The sequence below is a fragment of the Frischella sp. Ac48 genome, assembly GCF_019641635.1.
GTDB classification, from domain to species: domain Bacteria; phylum Pseudomonadota; class Gammaproteobacteria; order Enterobacterales; family Orbaceae; genus Frischella; species Frischella japonica.
This window is the reverse complement of the sequence record NZ_JAETXP010000007.1, coordinates 19924-45726: the sequence shown is the minus strand read 5'-3', so window position 1 is coordinate 45726 and position 25803 is coordinate 19924. Positions and strand designations below refer to the sequence as shown.

Here is a 25803-nt window from a genome sequence, read left to right as displayed (position 1 = left end):
CATGAAAAAACCACAATCTACCACAATTATTATTCGTAAGAAAAACATTCAACATGCTGGTGGGCATCATGGCGGTTCATGGAAAATCGCTTATGCTGACTTTATGACAGCAATGATGGCGTTATTTTTAGTGATGTGGCTAATTAGTAAAGCAACTCCACAGGAACTTCAAGGTATTGCGGAATATTTTCGTACGCCATTAGTAATGGGTTTTACCGGTGGTAACAAAATCAGTGATAGTGAAAGCCCTATCCCTGGAGGCGGTGATGATCTAAGTAAAATGGATGGTGAAGAAAAAAACGATAATATTGCGCAACAATCAATTGAATTAGAACAAAAACATCTCGAAACTCTACAATTAATCGCCGCAGCACAAAAAATTTTCGAAGTTTTTCATCTTGATCCTCGACTTGAAAAATTAGCGCCTAATTTAATTGTCGAGTTAACTGAATTGGGGTTACGTATTCAAATATTATCCTCAAATAATGAACCCATGTTTGATATTGGTAGCGCAAAAATTGATCCAAATATGCAAAAAATTTTGCAAGCACTAGCCCCTATCCTCAATACTCTTCCCAATAAAATCACTATTTCTGGTCATACAGATGAACGTAAGTATCGTAATGGTGATCGGGGATATAGCAATTGGGAACTATCAGGCGATAGAGCAAATGCTTCAAGAAGAGAACTTATTAATAGCGGGTTAGATTCAAAGAAAATTATTCGCATTATTGCATTAGCCGATACTGTTAGTTTAAATCACAAAAACTTTAATCAGGATTCTAATCGTCGTATCAGCATTTTAATTCTCAATAAAACAGCACAACAATATATTGAAGATGAAAATACGATGACCGGTATCGATTTATTAAATAAATTTAAATCTCAAGAAGAATTTGAACAATCAACACCATCTCAATTTGAACCAGTGGCAACTGAACAAGATAATGTGAATTGACAAGTTTATACAACATATTGACCATTATTTATTCTTTTAAAATAGAAACTAAAATTTTTACTAAAGTTTTTACTGAATTCGTCGATACCTTATATAACTTATTATTTTTTAATAACATGGTTAATCACAATTTTCCTTAGGAGTTTTCATGGCTAATTCATTAATAAACACCGGTATAAGTGGGCTCAATGCTGCGCAAAACATGCTTAATGTAATTAGTAATAATATTAGTAATGCCCACACTATTGGTTATAATCGCCAGCAAATCATTTTAAGTCAGGCAAATGGCACGCACTCAGGAAAAGGGTTTACCGGTAATGGTGTAAAAGTGAATGCTATAAATCGTAGTTATAACCAATTTATGGTAGATCAATTACGCCAAGCACAATCACAACATAGTTCAATTAATGCTTATTATGGCGAATTATCTAAGGTTGATAATCTCTTTTCAGATAAAGAAAATAGTTTATCTGCACAAATCAGTAATTTATTTGCCAATTTGAATAAATTGACAAATAATGCAGGCGATCCAGCCACACGCCAAACGGTAATGAGTAGTTTGGAATCATTGGTTAGTCAATTTAATAAGACTGAAATTAACCTAAAAAATCAAATTAACAATGTCAATACAGAATTGAGCAAAAACGTCGATAAAATAAATAGTTATACCAAGCAAATCGCTGAATTAAATCAAAAAATTGCTAGATTACAATCTGTTAGTGGCGGCCAGCAACCTAACGATTTACTTGATCAACGTGATCAATTAGTCAATGAATTAAATGAAATTGTCGCTGTGAACGTTACCCAACAAAATGGTCAATATAATCTTTCTTTAAATAATGGCTTAAATTTATTACAAGGTTCAGCGGTTAATTTATTAAGCGTTCAACCATCATCAGCAGACCCATCACTTAACACCATTATTTATACTCATAGCTCGGGTGCTACCCAAGAATTAACACGTGAAAACATCAATTCCGGCACAATACACGGTCTATTAACCTTTCGTGATGGTCCTTTGACTGAAGCGCGTAATCAGATTGGTTTAATTGCTTTGAATCTTGCAGAACGCTTTAATGAAATACAATGTGATGGTGTCGATATTCATGGCAATAAAGGTGAAAAATTATTTGATTATTCTCGACCAATTGCCATTGCTAATCGTAAAAACCATGGTAATGCAACTATTACTATCGACTATGAAAAAGTTACAGATATTAAAGCCTCGGATTATGAAATTACTTTTAATGGCACTGATTGGATCGTCACTCGTTTATCGGATCATCAACAAATTAATGTAAAACAGGAGGGTGATAAATTATTATTCGATGGTTTAGCAATTACAATAGATGGCACTTTAGCTAGTGGTGATTCATTTGTGGTTAAACCTGTAGCGGATATTGCCAGTTCATTACATTTATTAACTAAAGATCCGAATAAATTAGCTAGTGGAATTTTAGACGATGAGAATGGAGCAGGAGATAATCGAAATATTGCTAAATTACTTAATATTCAAAACGAAAAACTGATCAATGGGGATACAACACTATCCAATGCTTATGCTTCATTGGTTAGCTATATTGGAAGTGAAACTCAATCAGCAAAAATATCTGCTACGGCAAGTAAGAATATCGTTAATCAAATTAATGAACAAAATCAATCTGTTTCTGGCGTTAATATTGAAGAAGAATATATCTCCATGCAAGTATATATGCAATATTATCAAGCTAATGCCAAAATCATTGATACCGCAACGACCCTATTCGACACAATATTAGGTTTAACTAAGTGATAAAAGGATAAAATATGCGCATCAGCACCAATTCAATGTACCAAAAGAATTTACAGAATATTTTAAATACCCAAAGTCATTGGCAAAAATCCGGTTTACACTTAGCAACGGGTAAAAAAGTCCTCTGTCCATCAGACGATCCAATGGCGGCATCACAGGCACTAGTTGTAAAACAAGCACAAGCTCGCAATGAGCAATTACAAGCAACACGACAAAGCATCGAAAAATCACTAGCACGTCAAGATACAATTTTAAAAGAAGCGACTACGATTGTACAAAATATTCAAGAAACATTAGTTTATGCTGGTAATGAAACATTGAATGATACTGACAGAGCGGATTTGGCCAATAAGTTACAAGGCTTCAAAGATCAACTTATTTCCTTGGCAAATTCACGTGATGCTAATGGACACTATATTTTTGCTGGCTCAAAAAATGATACCCCACCTTTTATAGTTAATGAACAAGGTCAAGTCAGTTATGTTGGTAGTCAAGAGACATTAAACGTTTTCATTGATGAGACTCGTGAAATACCAATCAATTTTACGGGTAATAACATATTTTTAATAGGATCAAATATTAAAGAATCAGATGATTCGACATCTGAAATTGATCTTTTTGCCAGTATTGATCAGGCACTCTTAGCATTAAATATGGAATTAGATCAAGGTACTGAAGCCGATGCTGTAGCTTTCCGAGATTTATTAGCAAAGGCTAATAAAGGAATTGATAACTGTTTTAGCCATATTTCAAGTGTTCGTGCGCAAGGTGGTTCACTTTTAGCAGAAGTGGAAAATTTAATAACATTAGGTAAAACCTTAGATATTGATTTCCAGACACAGATCAGTGAACTTGAAGATGTTGATTGGTATGAAGCAATTTCCGATTATGTAATGCTTCAAGCCAGTTTAAAAGCCGCTCAACAAACATTTATCAATATGCAAAACATGTCTTTATTTCAGCAAAAATAGGGCTTAATCGAGTAGCTCACTAATTTGAGCTACCTAATTAATATCATTCAATTTTCTATATAAACTTATCATCTAAACTCTAAAGCAGATGGTTTATGATGTTCATCTTTATTACCAAGGAATTAGATAGTTCTAATTTAGCTTTTGTTCAAACAACTGATCAGAAATTGTTTAGTTAATAGTTAAACAGATGAAGGTTATTTATTTTAAGCTCTAATCAATCTTTTAGCATGTTAATTAAGATCACAAGTTCTATTTTTTATGAAGATTATTAAGGTTATTGCACAAACCACTGTAAATAACGCAAATATTTATCTCAAATAAAAAACACCTTAAAGTTTAGATCAACTTACTAAATTTTAAGGTGTTTTTTAGAACTTTATTTAAAATTAATGGATTAATAGCTATTTATAATTATACCCATATTGATAATAGTTACCAGTTTTACGCACAACACAGTTTAATATCGCGCCCTTAACATTAATATTATTTTGTTCAAAACGTTGTAGACCTAATTCAACTTCTTTTACAGTATTTTGTCCATAACGAACGACCATCATCACAGTACCAGCATATTGGCTAGCAATACAGGCATCCGTCACAGCTAATACGGGCGGTGTATCAACTAATATAATATCATATTGTGTCTCAGCCCATTTTAACAATTCTTTAAATCGGGGATGCATCAAAAGCTCTGATGGATTAGGCGGAACCATACCTCTTGGGATAAAATCCAAATAATCATTTAATTGACCTTTATGAATCATCTGTTCGATGTTAAGCCTTCCTGATAAATAATCTGATAAACCAGGCTTTGCATCAACTTTCATCAATTCATGTAGATAACCTTTGCGCATATCTGCATCAATTAATAACACTTTTTTACTTAAATCGGCAATAACAACCGCTAAATTTGCGGTAATAAAAGTTTTACCTATTTGCGGACTACAACCTGAAATAGCTAAAATATTATTCTTGGCTTCCATCATCGCAAAATGTAAACTCGTTCTCAAACTTCTTAAAGCTTCAACAGATAGATCGCTTGGTGAACCAATTGAAACTAACTGACGTGCCCGTACATTTTTACGTTTATGCCCTTTTAATATACGCTTTAACGTCTGATTTTGTTTGAACTGCCAATCAGAAACAGGAATACTCGCATAGACATTTAAACCAATATCATCTAACTGTTCAACACCATCAATCGTTTTTCTAAATACAACAGACGTAATTATCGCACCACATGATAAAATAAGTCCAAGTAAAAAAGAGATGGCAATGCTCAATATTCGTTTTGGTTTCAGCGGTCTTGGCTGAGTCAAAGCATTATCGATTATCCTAACATTACCAACAGTACTTGCTTGAGAAATATTGAGTTCTTGTTGTTTATTTAAAAGTTGAATATAAATTTCGTTGTTTGCTTTAACATCACGAGTTAGTCTTAATATCTCTTGTTGAGTTTGCGGTAAAAAACTAATTTTTTCACCTAATTTCGCCCGTTCATTTAATAAAGTTTGACGTTTTTCTAATAAAGAACGATATGCTGGATGCTCTTTAGTATATAGTTTAGATACTTCTGCTTCTTTAAACGTCAATTCATTCAACTGAGCTTCAAGTTGAACAGAGGAATCAAGTACTGACTTAGCTTCTAACGATAAATCCACTGAGTCATTTTTTTGTCTAAATTCATTAAGTTTATTCTCTGATTCATCAAGTTCTGCACGAATGCGCGGTAATTGTGTCTTTAAAAATTCAAGACTTTTGGCGGCTTCTTCTGATTTACGTTCGACATTTTGTGATAAATAGTTAGCACAAATTTGCGCTAAAATTACCTGAATCAATTTTGGATCTTCACCTAGCAAACTTAACTCTAGCATGCCAGTATCCTTACCTTTATCTGCAACCGATAAATTATCTAAAATATCATCATTAATGACTTTTAAATATGAACGTTTGGTAACTTTAAATACGGTATTTGGTTCAGCCTGAATATCGCTTACTAATAATGAAACGTATCGATTAGTTTCATACTCGCCAACAACACCTGATAAAATCTCATCACTATCTTTCAATATAACATAATGTTGATTATCAATAACTTTTAAAGTTAGTGGGACATCTTCCAAATCTTTATCAACGTTATAACGGGTCAACGCAATTTTATTATTATTACCCATTATCCGAGCCCAACCTTTACCAAAGAAAGGGAAAAAAGATTCCTTCACCTCGATATCTAATGATAAATCTTTTATCGTTTTACCAATTATCATTCGTGAACGAATCAATTCTATCTCGGTTGTTGAAGTTGGTTTGCTCCCAGTTATAACACTACTGAAATCTTTAAGTAGCGAGTTACCTACTTTTTGTTCCACTTGTACAAGTGCATCAGCTTTATATATTGGTGTTGCAAAAATAGCATATAATATCCCGCAAATCGTGGTTATACAGGTAATTGTTACAATAATTTTCCATTTGTCGACTAGTGAATAAAATAAACTTAGTAGATCGATTTCTTCATTACTACTGGATAATTTATCTGATTTTGTCGTAGACATTTTTATAATTAAACCTTATGTATTAATACTTATTTTAGTTTCTCTATCCATGCTTTATTAGACTTATCCAAATCCAGGTATGTTTTTTCAAATAAATCTAAATCGCCGCCATACGGATCAAGAATTTCAAATTCATTAAGCCAATGACCATATAGCATAACTTTACCTCTAACTTCTGGTGCTATGCGACAAACGGCCTCTATATGAGGCTTTTCCATAACTAAAATGAGGTCTTGTTCAGCACAAATATTGCTCGTTAATTGACGAGCACGATGACCTGCCAGCGATAAATTATTTTGTTCAGCAACCCACTGAGAATTTTCATGCGCCGGATCACCGACTACAGCCGCAATACCCGCTGAAGTGATTTTTTTATTCGGAAAAGACCGTTGTAATAACCTTTCGCCAATTGGTGAACGGCATATATTACCAATACAAACTACACAAATAGAATCAAACATAAAATACTCTTCTTTAATTCGGCCAGTTGCGAATCCAACGAATGGTTTCAGTTAAGCTGTTAGCACTTTGAATGGTTGGGAGTAATTGCATAATTGTACGATTCCAACGTTCAATCGGTGCAGTGGTAACATACACGACATCATAAGGCTCTAACTGAAAATTAGTTGCTAATGCCATTGCTGTCGCATCTTTTAAATTAAGCTGATATACATTTGCGATTTTTTCATTTTTAGCGGTTGTGTTTTCAGTATGAGTTGCACGAATGACAAATACACCTGATGTATCACTAGTTTTTTGATTAATCCCATAGGCACTGCCTAACGCTTCGGCGAGTGTCATACCAGATCTGTCCATAACCAGAGTTGATTGTTTCTCTACTTCGCCCATCACAAATACTTTTAAAGTATCATTCGTTGGAATATAAAGAATATCTCCACCGGTTAATAATCTATTTTGCGTTAAATCACCATATTGCATTAACGATTGTAACGAGATATGCTCCTTGACACCTTTGTGTGTTAAAACAACATTACGCCAATCAGCCTTGTTGGTCAAACCACCAGCATTATTTACAGCATCTAAAATAGTTAAAGGTACATTACTAACCGGCTGCTTTCCTGACTTCACTACTTCACCTGTTACATAAACTTTTTGTGAATTAAAGGACGAAATACTTATATCAACCTGAGGGCTTTCAATATAAGTCGACAGCTTGGTGGAAATAATGTTGCGTATTTCCTCTAATGTTTTACCTACTACCTTTAATTTACCAACATAAGGATAAAATATCGTGCCATCAGCATGTACCCAGTTACCCGCTTCACTCGCACTACGATAAGAACCTGCAGGTATAGTCAATTCAGGATGATCCCATACGGTTACGTTAATGATGTCTCCAACGCCAATTCGATATTGATATTTTTTGATTTCATCATCCAATTTAGGATTATTTTTGGCAATTACGGGGACATTATGTAAATCACGTATCAGCAAAGGTGTGAGTGGATATATATTAACTAATTTATTTAGATCAAAATCATGATCGGCTTGCTTGACTATATTCTTGTGATTAGTACTTATATCAGAACCAGTTAATGTACAGCCATTGATAATAAAAGAGAGACTAATACTTGTTAATAATGCTATTTTTCTTAGTCGTAGGTAAGGAATTGATTTTATCATAGTTATTAATCAATAGTTTATAGGAAGTGTCGATTATAATAACATAGCACCAATATATTATGGAAGGCAAAATTAGAATAACTCGTGCTAATTTTATAAATAAAATAATCGGTTACCAATAAATACTCGATATTATAGAATCTATGGCGCACCCGAAGGGATTCGAACCCCTGACCGCTCGGTTCGAAGCCGAGTGCTCTATCCAGCTGAGCTACGGATGCTCGGAGAAATGAATATAAAATGGTGCATCCGAAGGGATTCGAACCCCTGACCGCTCGGTTCGTAGCCGAGTACTCTATCCAGCTGAGCTACGGATGCAAATATAAATTTAAAAATGGTGCATCCGAAGGGATTCGAACCCCTGACCGCCCGGTTCGTAGCCGGGTACTCTATCCAGCTGAGCTACGGATGCATATTTATAAAATGGCGGTGAAAGAGGGATTCGAACCCTCGATAGAGCTTTTGACCCTATACTCCCTTAGCAGGGGAGCGCCTTCAGCCTCTCGGCCATCTCACCGTTATTTTAAAAATACTTTTTATAAAAGGATTTATAAAAAGTATGTGGCGCACATATTACGATTTATAGAAAATATGTCAAATATTTTTTACTATAATCTTTATCGTTTGCATATTTAGCACCCAATTATAGCCAAATAAATGGAAATTATCATTTGTCATTGTCGATTTCAGGGGGTTGGTACTGGTGAATTCGATTATAAATCTCTTCACGATGAATAGACACATTTTTAGGCGCATTGATTCCTATCCTAACTTGATTTCCTTTCACACCTAATACTGTAATCACAACATCATCACCGATTATCAGTGTTTCACCTACTCTCCTGGTTAAAATTAACATTAGAACTCCTATTCTTAATTATCCAGACTATATCGCTTTTAGCTTCTCACCTAACTCGTTCTTTATCAAAGATAATGCTTCAGGTAATGCAGAAATATCTGAACCACCAGCTTGAGCAAAATCAGGTCTTCCGCCGCCTTTACCACCAATTTTCCCTGCTAACTGGGAGACTAATACACCAGCTTTAATTTGGTCTGTTAAATCTTTTGTAACACCTACAGCCAAACTAATTTTATCTTCATTAATTGTTGCTAACACAATAACACCAGATTTTAATTGGTTTTTTAATCCATCAATCATTTCACGTAAAACTTTAGCTTCAGTATTATCAATTTGAGCAACCAACAATTTAATATTATTAATGGTAACAACTTTATTTAATAATTGAGCACTTTCTTGCGCAGCCTGCTGTGATTTAAGTTGTTCAATGGATTTTTCAAATGATTTCATTTGTTCCATTACCATAGACAATCGAGTTACAATATTATTCTTATCCACTTTAAGCAAAGACATTACATCACTTAGACGTTTATCATCTCTATGAGCATGATCTAATGCCATTTGTCCTGTTGTTGCTTCGATTCGTCTGACACCAGATGCAATGCTGGATTCTGATATAATTTTGAAAAAGCCGATATCGCCGGTACGAATAACGTGCGTTCCTCCACATAACTCAATGGAAAAGTCACCCATAGTCAGAACACGCACAATATCTTCATATTTTTCACCAAATAATGCCATTGCCCCCCTATTGCGAGCTTCATCAATTGGCATTAATTCTATTGAAACCGGATAATTACGACGAATTTGTTGATTAACTAAATTTTCAATTTGCTGAAGCTGTTCTAAAGAAATCGATTGCAAATGCGAAAAATCAAAACGTAAATAGCTATCGTTAACTAACGAACCTTTTTGCTGTACATGATCACCCAAAATACGTTGTAAGGCAGCCTGTAATAAGTGAGTCGCTGAATGATTACGACGAATTCGTGCGCGTAATTCACTGTCAATTGCTGCTGTGACCTTATCGCCAACTGTCAAATGCCCCTGTGATAACTTGCCGATATGACCAATGTTTTTACCATATTTTTGACTATCTTCCACATTAAAACGCGTCTCAGCGGTAGTTAGCATACCTTTATCACCGACTTGTCCACCAGACTCACCATAAAATGGTGTTTTATCGAGAATAATGACTGCCTCATCTCCTTGCTTAATTGCTTCAACTTGTTTACCTTGTTGAAAAATTGCAACTACCGTTGCCATTAATTCATCTTGTTCGTAACCCAAAAACTCTGTTTGCCCATCGAATTGAATCGTAGTGCTATAATCTACACTAAAATTATCCGATTCACGTGAACGACGACGCTGTTGTTCCATACAGCGATTGAATCCTGCTTCATCTACAGTGATATTTTTTTCTCGACAAACATCAGCAGTCAAATCAAATGGGAAACCATAAGTATCATATAATTTAAACGCAATATCCCCGGATAATTGATTGTCAGTAATTTTAATCAATTCTTGATCGAGAAGTAGTAATCCTCTTTCTAACGTTTTCAAAAACTGTTCTTCTTCGACTTTTAATGTTTCTTCAACCTGTTTTTGATTTTTGGTTAATTGACTAGCTGCACTTTCCATCACACTAATTAAAGGTTGTACTAATTTATAAAAGAACACTTCTTTTGCGCCAAGCATATGACCATGTCTAACTGCTCGACGAATAATTCTTCTTAATACATATCCTCGTCCTTCATTAGAAGGTAACACGCCATCAGCAATCAAAAATGCACAAGAACGAATATGATCCGCTATAACACGTAGGGATTTATTCTGTAAGTCACTAATACCTATAACCTTAGCTGTATTTTGAATAAGGGTTTTAAATAGATCTATTTCATAATTAGAATTCACATGTTGTAAAACAGCCGAAATTCGCTCCAGCCCCATACCTGTATCAACTGAAGGTTTAGGCAATGGCTCCATTGAGCCATCGGATAGACGATTAAACTGCATGAAAACAATATTCCAAATTTCAATAAAACGATCACCGTCTTCTTCGGGACTACCTGGGGGGCCCCCCCATATATGATTACCATGATCATAGAAAATCTCACTACACGGGCCACATGGTCCAGTATCCCCCATTTGCCAGAAATTATCCGATGCATAAGGTGCACCCTTGTTATCACCTATACGTATAATTTTTTCTTGCGGTATACCAATTTCATTTGCCCAAATGTTATAGGCTTCATCATCTGTAGCATAAACAGTGACAAGCAATCGTTCTTTTGGAAGATTAAACCAACCTTCTCCCGTGAGTAATTCCCATGCAAAATGAATCGCATCACGTTTAAAATAGTCACCAAAACTAAAATTACCTAACATTTCAAAAAAAGTATGATGGCGAGCGGTATAACCTACATTGTCTAAATCATTATGCTTACCACCTGCACGAACACAGCGTTGTGCGGTAGTTGCTCTTGAATAGGATCTTTTATCCATGCCAAGAAAAACATCCTTAAATTGATTCATCCCTGCATTGGTAAATAATAGCGTCGGGTCATTATGTGGAACAAGTGAGCTACTAGCAACGACCTCGTGTCCTTTACTATGGAAAAAATCAAGAAACATTTGACGAATTTCTGCGGTACTTTTCATTTCTAAATCCGATTATTATTAAAATTAAATTTTGCTTAATATACTTATATACGCATTGTACTTCAAGAAGTAGTTTTAAATTGTATTTATTAAAACTACTGTTTGTAATATTAATTTAAATAACGCATAAGCTCATTTAGCAAAATAATACCATTGTCATTAAGTTACTTAATCAACATTAAAATCTAATCCAAAATATTTAAAAGTTTTCAATTAGATAGAGTATAATTAAGTTATTGAACCAAGTATACTTATTTACAATAATTTATAAATAGTTATTTGAAAAATATTACGAAATTAATGTTAAAATACAACGGATTTCTTCCTGGCAAAAGCCTCGATAAAGTAAATATTGATTAATTTTTGATTTTTGCTGTATATTTCGCAAATTGATATTTGTGAATTTTTTATTTACCTGATTTAGTGCTAGCTGATACCAATCAATATCTTTTTGATTTATGACGGCAAGAATTAAGCTCTTGTCTAAACCTTTTTGCTTAAGTTCCATAAAAATTCGATTTTTGCCATACCCTTTGCGAACGCGTATATCGATATACTGACTAATATAGTTATTATCATCAAGCCAATGACGTGATAAGCAGTATTGAATAACTGCATCTATTTGGTGAGAAATTTGATCGGAATTACCATGATAATTATCACTCTTTTTTGTAATAAAAAGTGATAATTTTTGTTTCAATTCAAATGTAGAATGGTTACGCTGTGCAAGCAATTGCACAGCTTTAGAATATAAAGTTTTATTAAGGCTGTTATAATCCATCTTCAGTAGCCGAACTATCTTCTTCTGAAGCGCTAAAACTTGCAGGATTAGTTAATAGTAACTCTCGGATTTTGGTTTCTAATTCATTAGATATCTCTTCATGTTCTTGTAGGTATTTAATTGAATTAGCCTTACCTTGGCCAATTTTTTCACCATTATAGCTATACCACGCGCCAGCCTTATCAACCAATTTATTTTTAACACCTAAATCGATTAATTCACCATATTTAGATATCCCACAACCATATAAAATTTGAAATTCTGCTTGTCTAAATGGTGCAGCGACTTTATTTTTAACCACTTTTACTCGAGTATCACTACCAATTACGTCTTCTCCTTCTTTTACGGCGCCAATACGACGAATATCTAGCCGTACAGATGCATAAAATTTCAGTGCATTGCCTCCTGTTGTGGTTTCAGGATTACCAAACATTACACCAATCTTCATGCGGATTTGGTTTATAAAAATCACCAGACAATTAGCATTTTTAATATTTGCCGTTAATTTTCTTAATGCTTGCGACATTAAACGCGCTTGCAGCCCCATATGTGAGTCACCCATCTCACCTTCAATTTCAGCACGAGGTGTCAATGCCGCTACTGAGTCAACAATCACAACATCAACAGCACCAGAACGAACTAATGCATCACAAATTTCAAGTGCTTGCTCTCCTGTATCGGGTTGTGACACTAATAAATCATCAACTTGAACTCCTAACTTAGCAGCATAAATCGGATCAAGTGCATGCTCTGCATCGATAAAAGCACAAGTTTTCCCTTGTTTTTGTGCCTGAGCAATCACAGATAACGTTAATGTGGTTTTTCCTGATGATTCAGGGCCAAAGATTTCAATAATTCGCCCCATTGGCAAACCACCAATGCCTAATGCTATATCAAGTCCTAATGAACCAGTAGAAATCGCATCAACATCTAAAGTTTGAGTATCACCTAAACGCATGATAGAGCCTTTACCAAATTGTTTTTCAATTTGACTTAATGCTGCTGTCAGCGCACGTTGTTTATTTTCGTTCATAAATAAGGTTCCAATATAAAAATTCATCATCCACAATAGATAATTATTATACTGTATACTAATACAGTATCAAGAGATTTTTATATAATATGTTATAAATTAATTTAACTAACTGATTTGTTAAAATATTGCGATTAGCTTAATAAATTCGAAAAACTTAATGAAAGTTTTGACATAAATATTATCAAAGATAAAAAATAATATTATATATTAGACTTAGAAAGGAGGTTTGTAGATTTTAGAAAGACAAACACATTATTTTCTAAGAATTATAAAATAGGCAATGTTTTCTTGTAAAAACTACTTTTACCAAACTAATATCGTACTCATAATATCCCCTATTGATAACTAAATATGCCAGTATATCAATAAGTATTATTCAGATTTTGATAAAATATCCAATAATCCGGGATACTGCTTTTCTATTTCATCCCGTCGTAACATAGTCGTAGAGTGATTGCCGTTATCATACTGATTTATCAGTCCTGCATTTCTTAATATTTTAAAATGATGTGAAATTGTTGGTTTGGATAATGTTAGATTAAACGTTGTACAATGTCTAGGGACTCCAGGTTCATCACCGATTAGCGTTTTAATTATATATAGACGCGTTGGATCGGAAAGCGCTTTTAAAACCGAAAGTAAATTATTTTTCATGTCATCGTTTTTTTTTGATTGTTTTTTGTTCTCTTGAACGTTCATTACTGCTCCAATAATTTTTTTAATTGACATTTGAAACAATTACGATGAATATTAAAGCATATAACGTTCCAAATTTTTGGAATGTTATAAAATCATAAAACGTTAGTTTTGTATCAAATGAGTAAAACACAAAGCTACTTGACCATTAAGATCAGTTAAATAGTAACATTTTAAATAAATACTGTCATTCATGGGAAATATAACAAATTAAATTTGGATTAATTAACTCATTGTAAAATTAAGTTAATTTATAGGAGGAAAAAATGTCAAATCACAACATGCCCATGGGATTATATGCTCTTGCATTGGGCGCATTCGCGATAGGATTAACTGAATTTGGTATTGTTGGTTTATTACCACAAGTAGCGAATGAATTTCATGTTTCTGAACAAGTCGCAGGATATTTAGTGTCAGGATATGCCTTAAGTGTGGCAGTAGGTGCAATAGTATTAACTGCAATTATGACTAGATATGAACGCCGAATTACACTAATTATGTTAATGGCTTTATTTATTCTTGGTAACTTAACCTCTGCAATAGCTGAAAACTACTCAATACTTATGCTTGGACGCATAATCGCAGCTTTATGTCATGGCGCATTTTTTAGTATTGGAGCAGTTGTTGCAGCAGGAATGGTTCATACGAATAAGCAAGCTGCAGCAATATCAATCATGTTTTTAGGATTGACCGTTTCGAATGTTATGGGTGTACCTGTTGGAACTTTTTTAGGTTTAAAATTTGGGTGGAGATCAACGTTCTGGGTATTAGCTATTATTGGTATAATCACTATGTTTGGTATCCGTTTACTAGTACCTGTAATAACAGTAGATAATAAATCAAATTTAAAAAATGAATTTCGCGTATTTAAAAGCCCCCAAGTTTGGATATCTATTTTTATTAGTATATTTACATTTGGTGGTGTAATTGGTGGCTTTACTTATATCGCATTTATCCTGACGAAAGTCAGCCAATTTCAAACATCATCAGTACCTTGGCTTTTAGTTTTGTTTGGGTTTGGTACATTTATTGGCAATATTATTGGCGGAAAAATGGCTGATAAAGCATTAAATAAGTCTATTGCAATACTTTTAACCTTTTTGGCAATCGTACTTGCTATCTTTGCATTAACAGCAGAAAATCAAACAATGACTGTCATTTCACTATTTCTGATGGGGAGCGTTGGTTTAGCTATCGCACCAGGGTTACAACTTAGAATAATGAGGTATGCGCCGGATGCCCCAACTGCCGCATCAGGCGCAAATATAGCAGCATTTAACATTGGTAATGCTCTTGGTGCATGGTTTGGAGGTATCACGCTTAATGCTGGATTTGGTTTCACATCACCCTTATGGGCTGGTGTTGTTTTAAGTTTAACCGGTCTGATTATTTTAAGTATCGGTGTGAAATTAAATACTAACAAACCATCATATTATTAAATGGATAGGTAAATACTGTTTTCCTTAGATATAATAGAAACAAATTATTTCAAATATGTTATTTTAAAAACCGCATAGTCGGTTTTTTCTTAATTTTATAGCCCAATATTAAAAATAGTATTTTAATTTAAAAAAGAAATTGGGCACACTTAGCAGAAAATAATCTACAAGTTTTGATATTCCAAACTCATATCCACAATCAAGTGATGATGACTTAGATAAATTCGAAAGCTCTTTTAACTCAACTTCATACAAATCATCAAAGTTATAAATTTTTTTCGAGATGATTTTATTTTTTTCATATTGCGTAATAATTTTATAGTCTTTTCCAAACTCGTCGGGTTGGTAATACGTCGTTTCGATCAATTCGCCTTTTTGATTATATTTGTTCCATAATCCAACTTGGATTCCTGTTCCATTATAAATCCCTTGGCAACCTGATAATTTTAATGTTCCATTTGGAAAATATTCTTTTATAGTTTTTTGACATGAGACATTTTCAGTGGATAAAGTTTGACTAAAATCGCGTTTATTTTCGTCAGCCAAACTTGAATTACATGAACATGAAATGAATACTATTGCGACTAGTAAATATAAATTTTTTTAGAATTACTCATCTTTTAAATTTCCCATGTTTTTTAGCTGTTTATCTTTCTTTCGAACTTAAACTTTATTCGCCATCAAATTCGACTTGTCCATTACTTATCCATTGATTATCTTTCCACTCACCATCACACATTTGTACCCCAGACCAAACGACTTCTGATTTTTTGATATCGATAATGACACATTGATAGTTTTCGTGTAGCCTTCGCTCATTGTCTGATATTTCAACATAACCTTTGATAATTGCATCCATTTTAACATAATGTTTATTATCAGATATTTTAATATCTATTGAGTCAATACCAGTATATTGGTCATCATCATATCCTTCGATTTTAGATGTAATCTCATTTTTAATTAATCTTGGATCTGAATAAAGATCGAATTCTTTATTATAAGTTAAGAAGATTAATTCTTCCTGTTCGTTGATTTTTAGTTTATAAGCATAGCAAGGTTTACCTAATAAATACGTATCAGATTGCAAAATTATCTCAGGAGAAGAAATATCTAAAACATTAGTCGCTACGTAACCATATTCGATGGGAGTGGAATGATTAACAGCTTTTTGACTGCATGTTATGTTAGCCAAAGAACATAGAATTAGTAATAATATTCTTATTATAAAATTGTTTCCTTTTACCATTAGATCAACCTATTAATATTATTTAGAACTAATTCTTTTTTATTTCTATTATTTTTTGCTAGTTCAGCTAGAAAGTAAAATCTTATCAGGGCTAAAAAAAGAACAACATTATCAAGTAAAAATCCTCGTGCTTATATTGATGATATCTTTCTCTTTTAATTCATTACATGGATTAGAAATATGTGATATCTCTTTCCATTTATTTTTTCAAATTTGATTAGCTTACTATTACTTTATAAAGTACAAATACTTTGTATCACATTCAGGAAAAAATTTATATTCATTCATTGAATTACCGTAATTTTGTATAAAAATGGAATCTATTTATAAAATCCTTTATATCAATCCATCTGCAAATAGGTATTACCGTCATCTTATATTCATTTATAGTTTCCTTTATTTTTTAAATTAACACCTTTATAAATAAAAAATGAACTCTTTGGTAATTCAATTTTTAAAGCTTTGTTACAAACGCTCTTATCAGATAATGAATAAATAACTAAAATATTGCTATTTGCACATCCTATTACTAAAAGTTTAATATTATTAAAATATATTTCATTGAGTTTAATCTGATAATTCAATAATCGGTTATTTTTTCCAACTAAATTTTTTACCTGATTGTTTTTTTAAAACAATCCTCAGTAGTATATTGTTGTGGGTAAGCAGATGAAAAAAATGTTATTTATTGCGGTTCAAATGATGGCAATGATACTGGAAAAATGTATGGCTAAACCAAGAAGGTAAATGGTTTACTGTTACAGGTGTTATAGATATTATTACTTATTATATATACTAAAACACTGAAGGTAAAATATAAAAAAATAGTACACATAAAACAGACTAACATCGCCATTTACATCTGAAAAAAAGAATATAATCCAAATTATATAGAGATAACCCAAAAATGATAAAATACTTTTCCTTATATATTTTTTTATTGGTGATATGTAGTTATACAACACATAGTGAAGCTAATAGCTTAAAAAAGCTTTCAATAAGCTTTATAGAAAAAAAAGTAACGCACAAGAATTTAGTCATATGAAAAAAATTTATGACCCAATGATTGAAAAAAATGACAAAAGATTTATAAAAAAAGAAGAATATCTAAATGTTAATAATAAAATTTATACAAATAATTTAAATGATAATGAATTCATGAAAATTTATGATTATTACGGCTATTGGAAGCCATTGAATAGGGATATTATTACAGTTTCATATTATGAAGATAGCGAGGTTAAGATTCAGGATGACAAAAATAATACAATTACTTTACAAGCAATACCCTATATAAATAAGGCAAAAACGCAATTTACTACCTTTTATATAAATTATGAAGAATCAAAATCCATTATAGACTTATATGAGATTAAAAATAATCATATAAAGCATATTTTTCATTTCGAAACAGAAAAATGGATTATTTGGGATTTGGTTTGGAATCACAATATCTTATACATAAAAGTAACTCATACTATTTGGAACGAAAAAGGTTTTTTTAGTACTGATTATAAATATAAAAAATTAGTTATTGAGCAATAAAATGAAGTAATGATAGTGTAGTAAACAATAATTTAATCATCCTATAATGGAAAATGAAAGCCTTCTGACAGAAAAATAAAATCCTCTAACGATCAAACCGAAATAGTAGATTCTTATTCAGCAAACCCCAATCAAATTGTTTATGATTTATTACATCAATCTGATTTTGATATTAATGTAGCGGATGGATAGCCATTTAGCAAAAAAGTAAATGCTCCAAATAAACCCAATGAATATACCTATTTAAAATTAAATCAAGCCTCTTTAGGTGACAAAGTTTATCTTGTTGTTAAATGTTACGGTAAACACCCTAAAGGATCTTTGGTTATCAACATTCGGGAACTTGAAAAATAAGGTACTAAGCTAAACTGATATCCACAAAAATCTATTCTCTTTTTAGTGAATAAGTTGAAAAAACCGAATTATATCCAAAAGATTGAAATTTTTCCTAATGGTGATAAAAAGTATCAGGAATTACAAGACAATTTGAATAGTCTTGAAAATAAATGTACCCATTTAACCGTAAGAACAAAACCATTGCCGTCTCTTAGATACAAATCTTTATCAGCTGCTCGAATATTTTTCGATTTGATTATTAGTTAATCTTTTAATTATTTTTGGCATAAAATTCTTTTCCTCTTGAGAAAAATGAGAATTTTTGCTGTACCCTCATTCTTACCCGAAAAAAATTAAATTGATAAATGTATATGGATAATAGACATATAAAAAAATATAAGAAATTGATTTATAATCAAATAGAGATGTATAGATATGAGATAAAGTGGAAAGTTGGCTCCTCCAACTGGACTCGAACCAGTGACATACGGATTAACAGTCCGCCGTTCTACCGACTGAACTATGGAGGAACCGAAAAGATAGCGCGAATATTATAGATTTATGTGGCACCTGTCAATAGCAAAAGCCACATTTAATAAAATTATTTAGGTTAAATATGGATTGTTGATGCGTTCTTGACCAAATGTTGATATTCCACCATGACCAGGAATAAAAGTGAAATCATCACCAAGTGGAAATAATTTAGTTTTGATTGAAGAGATAAGATCGGGATAACTTCCTCTTGGAAAATCTGTACGACCAATACTGTTATGAAATAAAACATCACCTACTAAAGCAACTTTTTGTAAATGATTAACAAACACAATATGCCCTGGTGTGTGCCCTGGACAGTGTAATACCGACAATTGCTCCTCACCAATTTTAATAATATCTCCTTCGTTTAACCAATTATCAGGTTCAAAAGCCTCGCAGAATGGAAAACCGAACTGAACGCATTGTTGAGGTAGATTATCCAATAAAAATCTATCTTCTTGCGAAGGTCCATAAATTTTAATTTGATAATGATTTGCTAAGGCTTTTGCTCCTCCAACATGATCAAGATGACCATGAGTTAATAAAATTTTAGTTATAGTTATATTTAACTTTTCTACTGCTTTAATCAAAAGTTCAGACTCACCACCTGGATCAACAATGGCTCCTTGTAACGTTTTTTCACACCAAATGATCGAACAATTTTCTTGAAATGATGTTACTGGGATAATTTGAAATTGCATTATTTGCTCCTTACTGTTGATGAATCAGAGTTTGATTGACTAATAAGATTTCGACCATCTTCAGGATATAATTGCCTGAATATAAGACCTGATAAACAAGTAAATATACCTAATACGACAAAAGTAATTTTAAACGCCATAGTGATATTGTGATCAGTCACTTCATCTAAATTACTGAAGATTCTGACAAGTACCGCCCCACAAGCTATACCAAAACTAATAGCCAATTGTTGATTCACAGCCATAAGACTATTACCACTACTAGTTAGATCATTAGGTAGGTCTGCTAATGTAATACTATTCATTGCGGTAAATTGTAATGAATTGGTGGCGCCCAAGCAAAATAACAATAATCCAAATAATATTATGGATGAGTCTCGTTCCAAGGAAACCATTGCTATAATAACAAGACCGATAAGGGTAGTATTGGTAATTAAAACCCGTCGATATCCATAATGCCGGAGTACCGGCTGTACTAATGATTTACCTAGAAATGAAGCTACCGCCATTGGCATTAACATCAGTCCAGCATAAAGTGCTGAATAACCAAAAGCAACTTGTAATAATAGCGGGACTAAAAAAGGAGCCGCTGATATGCCAAGCCGGCTAATTAAATTACCGATTATTCCAATTTTGAACGTATGAATTTTGAATAAAATTAAAGGAAAAATGGGGGAAGGAGACTTTTTGGCGTGTTTAAAATATAAAATTAAAGAAATTGAACAAACAGCAAACAATCCAATTGAAAATTGGATCTTCATATTCTGATTAATTAATTCAATAGCTAACGTTGCACAAACTACAGCTAAAGCAATAAGTATTACACCTGAGGTATCAAAAAAACTATTTTTACCTTTGATATTTGGCATATATTTCCATCCGGCTACCATACCTAATAATCCAATTGGTAGATTAATCAAAAATATCCAATGCCATGAGATATATTGCACAAAATACCCACCAAGTAATGGTCCAACTACAGGACCGACCAATCCTGGAATAGTTGAAGCATTTAATGCAGCCAAAAACTCACTACGTTTGAATGATTTAATTAAGACTAAACGTGAAACAGGTACCATCATCGCACCACCAATCCCTTGAATAATTCGAGAAATATCTAAAATAAGCAGTGACGGTGATAAAGCACAAAATAATGAACCACAGGAGAATAAAAACACAGAAAAGATAAAAATATTGCGAGTGCCAAATCGATCTGATAGAAAACCACTCACTGGAATAAATAATGCTAATGCTAATGCATAACAAATAACCGCTGATTGCATATTTAAAGGTGATTCATCGAGATCTCGCGCTATAGCGGGTAAAGCTGTATTTAAGATAGAGCTATCAAGCATTTGCATAAAAAAAGCCATTGCGGCAATCCATGGCATCATTTTATACATAATTGGGGTTATGGGATGTGTATTTGTCATTTCAGTTCTTAATTCATGATGATCGTTAATAAAATGCTTAACCTTAACATTTGATATTTTTTTACCGATTGGCCTAACCTCTAACTAGTTAATAAACAACTAGAAATAATGTGCCAAACAGAAAGTGGCTGATAGAGCAGATAAAACCTCAAAAAGTTATACCTAATAGTATCGCAAATACTGTTTTTTGCATATCCACCTCAAGAGTCATTGTTCTAATAATGTCTTTAACAATATCAAGTTATTTCTCTCATGGGAGAAATAACTTGGTTTGTAAAGCAATGGTACCACAAATAATTTTTGAAATGGTTAAACATAATTTACTTAAAAGCGGTGAATCAACATGAATCAGCTTAATATCAAAATTTAAAATCTGCAATATTTTTGATATTAGGTTTATTTTGTTAATGATATGTCTTTCTTCTGTTATTACTCTATATTGAAAAGCTAACTTTTCTAACATATTGCAATAATAGACTATATGGTATTCATTGTATTAATTCTCGGAAATAGCGTCAACGTATTGGTTAAAATGGTATTTTGAATATGTTCAGCAGATTCACTTCGAAGCGAAACCAAAATATCAAATACTTTTGCCACGTTTTCCGGTCGATTAGGTTGCCCTTGATAACCACTTAATGGCATGTCTGGTGCATCAGTTTCTAATACAATATACTCTAACGGAATTCGACTAATAGCATTGCGAGTTTTGTTGGCGCGTTGGTAACTAATAATGCCACCTACACCAATATAGAATCCTAAACGAATAAACTGCATAGCCTGCTCATAACTGCCTGAAAAACCATGAATCACCCCCTTATTCGGTAATTTTGCTTGTTTTAATAAAACATATAGTAAAGCATGCGTTTTACGTGAATGTAAAATCATAGGTAAATGATACTGTTTGGCAAATTCAAACTGACGTAATAAATACTGTTGCTGCTGAGCAAGATTGGCATTTGAGATATAATTGTCTAAACCTGTTTCGCCGATCGCAACCAATTTAGGCGGCAAATTTTCCAGCATATGCTCTAATAACACTAAATCTTCCTGATTATGTGGATAAATAGGATGCAACCCTAAAGCATAATAAATAGGTTCATGGTGCTGGGATAATAGTTTTATTGTTGCAAAATTTTGACTTGATACAGCAGGAACAATAATTTTTTCCACTTTAGCTTGTCGAAACTTTTTTATTGAATCGATCATTGCATGAGTAAAAGGTGGCGCATCTAAATGACAATGGGTATCAATAAATATCATGATATATCCTTAACGTGATGTTGAATAATGGGCAATAAATAACGTTCTATTGAGACTATTGCGTTATCAATCAATTCATCATTGAGTTCTGGATATAGGCGATGGTAGTAATCATCATCTTCTGCAGTCAAACCAATCCCCCCTTGCCATTTTGCTATAAAATGGTTTTTCGCTTTGGATAGGATAGCCATATCGTCTGTAATAATTTGTTTTTCTGCATCATAAGCAGTTTCAAGCCAATACCATGAACTTTGTAATGGCATAAATAAAGGTTGATTTAGACCATTTATATAACCATTAACTAAATCACTAAGTAAATTTAAGGCCTTATCAGGTGAAATGGGATCAAAACACCATTGTGATTCATCCCGACCATACATACGGTTATAAAATGGCACATCATTTGCTTGCAAAATACAATAAACCAAGTGTTCAATCCATAGTGACACACCATCTTTTACTGTTAATTTGGCGCTTCGCCATTGTAAAATACCATCTGGTTGTAAATAATTTATTCTGCCGACTAAAGATATCTCATCAATCATTAAATTAATATCTAATGATTTAAATTCCCCCGTTTTTGCTTGCTTAATTCGTTCTATCAATAGTTGCATCAAGGATTTCTGTTCGGCATATAAGAGTTGCCCAAACGCACCATAAGGTAATTGATTACTTAACAACATTTTTTGAAATAATTTATCATCAAGTTGCGTCGTGATATCTTGTTGCAACATAAATTGATTTAAAATTTGATTATTAATATAAAATCGTTGCAAACCATCTAAATTAAAATTTTCAGTATCCGGTAATTGTTCATCATTAGTATTTATCGTATAGCCCAATCTTTTTTTTGTAAACTGTTTAATAGGATGCCGATAAAACTGCTTTAATTCGTCCAATGTAATCGTATTAATTATTTGTTTAGGTAATGGTTGCTGAAACAGAGTTGAAGCGCCCTGACATTTAGCTGCTGGTAACCATTCATCAGCATAACTAATTGTTTTTAAATGGTAACCGTCCGATTTTTGAAAATTATATCGATGAAATGGCATTCGTGTATGTTGTTCTATCAAATGAGCTTGTAACTTATCAACCGCTACTTCTAATGTTGCTAACTGATCACCATCTAAACGATAACCTTGTCGTATATAATGCCATAATTCATCTACTAAAATTGATGGATAACGTGGCTCATTTGTCTGTATATCGTGTCCAATATAACTAATATACAATTTTTTTTCTGCCGATAATAATGCTTCTAAAAAAAGATATCGGTCATCATTCCGTCGACTTCTATCGCCTATTCGAGCGTGACGACTAATCAGATCAAAACCGAAAGGCGAAACAGCCCGTGGATAAGCACCATCATTCATCCCTAAGAGACAGACCACCTTGAATGGTACAGAACGCATGGGCATTAGGGTACAAAAATTTATTTTTCCGACTAAAAACCGATGAGAAAGATAATGATTATCAAATTTAGTTTGCATAAAATTCTTCAGAATAACAATATCAATTGCTTTACCATAATCGGCAATGTTGGCTTGATGAAGAATTTTTTGCCACTGTTCTTTAATCATTAATAATAATGGTTCACTATTAACATCACTTATAAAGAAATCAGCTAATAAATCAGCGCATAAATGTAGCCACTGACAACTTGAATGTGATTGAGTCAAAAGATTACGCCATTTAGCAATCATCAAAATAAAATCGGATAAAAACCCGACCAGTTCAGCATTCAAACCTGTCGACTCATCATACGGGAAAATATTTTGCCAACTCTCTAGCTTACTCTCCATCATATAGCCAAGTAACATGCGATTTAATCCCATTAACCAACTATGCGGCTTATCAATGGCTGATTCAAGTCCCCAACGTATACCTGAATCGATAATCCAATTACGTAATTGAACTAAATTTTCTTCATTTAATGAGAATCGTTTAGCAATACTTGGAATTTCTAATATATTAAAAATAAACTCAATCTCTAATCGACTATGTGGTAGCTCTAGTAACAAGAAAAAACCTTGTACAATCGGATCAATATATTTAAGTTTTTGGTCTGCAATAGTATAAGGTAAATAACGATGTTTAGGAGCATTATCAAATACCGCTTGTATATATGGCGCATAATGATCGATATCAGCAACCATTACTACACATTCATTTAAGTGAATATCTGGATGTTGATCTAATATTGCCAATAAATTGTCATATAACACTTCAACTTCCCGTTGTTCACTATGACAAACATGGAATTCAATGGAATGATCATTTTGTTCAATGTATTGTTGTTTTGTTTCTGTAAACGAATCGGAATAATTGAGAACACTTTGCATGTCCAATATTGATTGCTGTACTTTTGATAATAAACAATTGCAATCATAATCTACAAAGGCCTCAATATCATTTTTAGTATTATAATTTTGTAATAATGCTAGATGATCACGCCCTAATTTCCCCCAAGAAGCTAACAATGGGTTTGTAGTTTGGATCAGATTATCAATCGTATCATTAGAATTAATATGCTTAGTTAAAAAAGAATGATCAATGATATCGCCCCAATATTGCCGGCACGGATTCATAAACATAAAATGTACATCGATATGCTGGCTTAAACTATAAAAAAGTTCTAAATATAATGGTGGCAGTGACACAATGCCAAAAACAAAAATACGTTTTGGTAATTTTTCAATAATTAAGCTATCCGATAAATTATTCAACGCCTTTATTACATTGACATGAATTTCAGCTCGGTGAACAAAAGGTATTGCTAAGGATTTTGAATAAGCTACCAGTTCTTGCCATAATGCAGCCTGCCAGTTTTGGGCATGATCTAAACCACTAACCAATTGGCCATTTTCCCAAGTTTTTAACCAATCAACACGATAAACTAGATATTGATCAAATAGCTGAGCAATTGAACTAGCAAGCTGGTAATATTTTTGTTCATCATCAGCAAAATTGAAATAATTTCGTAAGGCTGTAAATTGCGTTTGTTTGATTAATTTCGGTAAAATATCTAATAATGCCCATGTCATAAAATCGGTATTAAAGATATTATCTTTCGGTAAATTAGGATCAAATACCCGATAAATATCCCAAACAAATTGGGTTGGAAAAGGATATTGAATATTGGCAGCGATACCTAGTTTTTCGGCCAATTGAATTTGTAACCACTGCCCCATCCCCTGACTTTGCACTAAAATAATCTCTGGTGCAAATACCCCATCCAAAGGCTGAATAGTAATTAATTGGGAAGTTAACTCTTTTAGAAGATCTAGCTGATTTGAGTGATAAACCGTAAACATAATTAACCAATTGTTAGACAATTAAAAGAAATTATA

At 32.8% G+C, this 25803-nt stretch carries 19 protein-coding genes and 5 tRNA genes; 5 read left to right on the top strand and 19 right to left on the bottom strand.

From position 1 onward, the window contains the following. The first annotated feature begins 1 nt into the window (after nt 1). The 3 genes from motB to flgL all read left to right on the top strand — a co-directional run bounded on the left by motB (nt 2) and on the right by flgL (nt 3721). Nucleotides 2-958, top strand: a complete 957-nt coding sequence (gene motB, locus JMI89_RS04395; RefSeq protein WP_220679415.1) for a flagellar motor protein MotB — start codon at nt 2-4, stop codon at nt 956-958. 148 nt (nt 959-1106) lie between these two features. Continuing rightward, nucleotides 1107-2750 carry a flagellar hook-associated protein FlgK gene (flgK, locus tag JMI89_RS04390; protein WP_187754332.1) on the top strand — a complete coding sequence of 548 codons (1644 nt, stop codon included), beginning with the start codon at nt 1107-1109 and terminating at the stop codon, nt 2748-2750. A 14-nt stretch (nt 2751-2764) separates the two neighbouring features. Further along, nucleotides 2765-3721 carry a flagellar hook-associated protein FlgL gene (flgL, locus tag JMI89_RS04385; protein WP_220679414.1) on the top strand — a complete coding sequence of 319 codons (957 nt, stop codon included), beginning with the start codon at nt 2765-2767 and terminating at the stop codon, nt 3719-3721. Nucleotides 3722-4125: 404 nt separating this feature from the next. Here the strand turns inward: flgL and JMI89_RS04380 are convergent, their stop codons facing one another. From JMI89_RS04380 to JMI89_RS04325, 12 genes are all read right to left on the bottom strand, one after another. Beyond that, a complete protein-coding gene (locus JMI89_RS04380) occupies nt 4126-6276 on the bottom strand; it encodes a polysaccharide biosynthesis tyrosine autokinase (protein ID WP_220679413.1) in 2151 nt (716 codons plus the stop codon). A 29-nt stretch (nt 6277-6305) separates the two neighbouring features. Next, complete coding sequence (locus JMI89_RS04375; RefSeq protein WP_187754329.1) at nt 6306-6737, bottom strand: protein tyrosine phosphatase; 432 nt, start codon at nt 6735-6737, stop codon at nt 6306-6308. A gap of 13 nt (nt 6738-6750) precedes the next feature. Then, nucleotides 6751-7920: a polysaccharide export protein gene (locus JMI89_RS04370; protein WP_220679412.1), complete on the bottom strand. Its 1170-nt coding sequence runs from the start codon at nt 7918-7920 to the stop codon at nt 6751-6753. A 144-nt stretch (nt 7921-8064) separates the two neighbouring features. Further along, nucleotides 8065-8141: transfer RNA gene (locus tag JMI89_RS04365), tRNA-Arg, on the bottom strand. Nucleotides 8142-8161: 20 nt separating this feature from the next. Beyond that, nucleotides 8162-8238 (bottom strand) — tRNA-Arg (locus JMI89_RS04360). 17 nt (nt 8239-8255) lie between these two features. After that, nucleotides 8256-8332 (bottom strand) — tRNA-Arg (locus JMI89_RS04355). A gap of 12 nt (nt 8333-8344) precedes the next feature. Then, nucleotides 8345-8437: transfer RNA gene (locus tag JMI89_RS04350), tRNA-Ser, on the bottom strand. A 150-nt stretch (nt 8438-8587) separates the two neighbouring features. After that, the gene (gene csrA / locus JMI89_RS04345) at nt 8588-8779 is read right to left on the bottom strand and encodes a carbon storage regulator CsrA (protein WP_187754327.1); all 192 of its coding nucleotides are present in this window, start codon (nt 8777-8779) and stop codon (nt 8588-8590) included. Nucleotides 8780-8806: 27 nt separating this feature from the next. After that, entirely contained in the window at nt 8807-11440 is a 2634-nt protein-coding gene (alaS, locus tag JMI89_RS04340) for an alanine--tRNA ligase (protein ID WP_220679411.1), read from the bottom strand. 289 nt (nt 11441-11729) lie between these two features. After that, complete coding sequence (locus JMI89_RS04335) at nt 11730-12221, bottom strand: regulatory protein RecX (RefSeq protein WP_187754325.1); 492 nt, start codon at nt 12219-12221, stop codon at nt 11730-11732. Continuing rightward, nucleotides 12211-13254, bottom strand: a complete 1044-nt coding sequence (gene recA / locus JMI89_RS04330) for a recombinase RecA (protein ID WP_187754324.1) — start codon at nt 13252-13254, stop codon at nt 12211-12213. The genes JMI89_RS04335 and recA overlap by 11 nt, the downstream gene beginning before the upstream one ends. A 375-nt stretch (nt 13255-13629) precedes the next feature. Further along, entirely contained in the window at nt 13630-13956 is a 327-nt protein-coding gene (locus JMI89_RS04325; protein WP_187754323.1) for a helix-turn-helix transcriptional regulator, read from the bottom strand. A 278-nt stretch (nt 13957-14234) separates the two neighbouring features. Between JMI89_RS04325 and JMI89_RS04320 the strand changes: the two genes are divergently transcribed. Then, nucleotides 14235-15392: an MFS transporter gene (locus tag JMI89_RS04320; RefSeq protein ID WP_370633714.1), complete on the top strand. Its 1158-nt coding sequence runs from the start codon at nt 14235-14237 to the stop codon at nt 15390-15392. A gap of 108 nt (nt 15393-15500) precedes the next feature. On the opposite strand, the gene JMI89_RS04315 is transcribed toward JMI89_RS04320, so the two are convergent. After that, nucleotides 15501-15938, bottom strand: a complete 438-nt coding sequence (locus JMI89_RS04315) for a hypothetical protein (RefSeq protein ID WP_220679409.1) — start codon at nt 15936-15938, stop codon at nt 15501-15503. Nucleotides 15939-16062: 124 nt separating this feature from the next. Then, entirely contained in the window at nt 16063-16641 is a 579-nt protein-coding gene (locus JMI89_RS04310; protein WP_187754321.1) for a hypothetical protein, read from the bottom strand. A gap of 1041 nt (nt 16642-17682) precedes the next feature. Here JMI89_RS04310 and JMI89_RS04305 point away from each other — a divergent pair. After that, on the top strand, nt 17683-18186 hold the full coding sequence (locus JMI89_RS04305) for a hypothetical protein (RefSeq protein ID WP_220679408.1): 504 nt from the start codon (nt 17683-17685) through the stop codon (nt 18184-18186). A gap of 790 nt (nt 18187-18976) precedes the next feature. On the opposite strand, the gene JMI89_RS04300 is transcribed toward JMI89_RS04305, so the two are convergent. The 5 genes from JMI89_RS04300 to recC form a co-directional block, all read right to left on the bottom strand. After that, nucleotides 18977-19052 (bottom strand) — tRNA-Asn (locus JMI89_RS04300). 75 nt (nt 19053-19127) lie between these two features. Then, nucleotides 19128-19757: an MBL fold metallo-hydrolase gene (locus tag JMI89_RS04295; protein WP_187754319.1), complete on the bottom strand. Its 630-nt coding sequence runs from the start codon at nt 19755-19757 to the stop codon at nt 19128-19130. Next, on the bottom strand, nt 19757-21190 hold the full coding sequence (locus JMI89_RS04290; protein WP_220679407.1) for an MFS transporter: 1434 nt from the start codon (nt 21188-21190) through the stop codon (nt 19757-19759). The genes JMI89_RS04295 and JMI89_RS04290 overlap by 1 nt, the downstream gene beginning before the upstream one ends. A gap of 477 nt (nt 21191-21667) precedes the next feature. Then, on the bottom strand, nt 21668-22453 hold the full coding sequence (locus JMI89_RS04285) for a TatD family hydrolase (protein WP_187754318.1): 786 nt from the start codon (nt 22451-22453) through the stop codon (nt 21668-21670). Beyond that, complete coding sequence (recC, locus tag JMI89_RS04280; protein WP_220679406.1) at nt 22450-25767, bottom strand: exodeoxyribonuclease V subunit gamma; 3318 nt, start codon at nt 25765-25767, stop codon at nt 22450-22452. The genes JMI89_RS04285 and recC overlap by 4 nt, the downstream gene beginning before the upstream one ends. Nucleotides 25768-25803 lie beyond the last annotated feature (36 nt).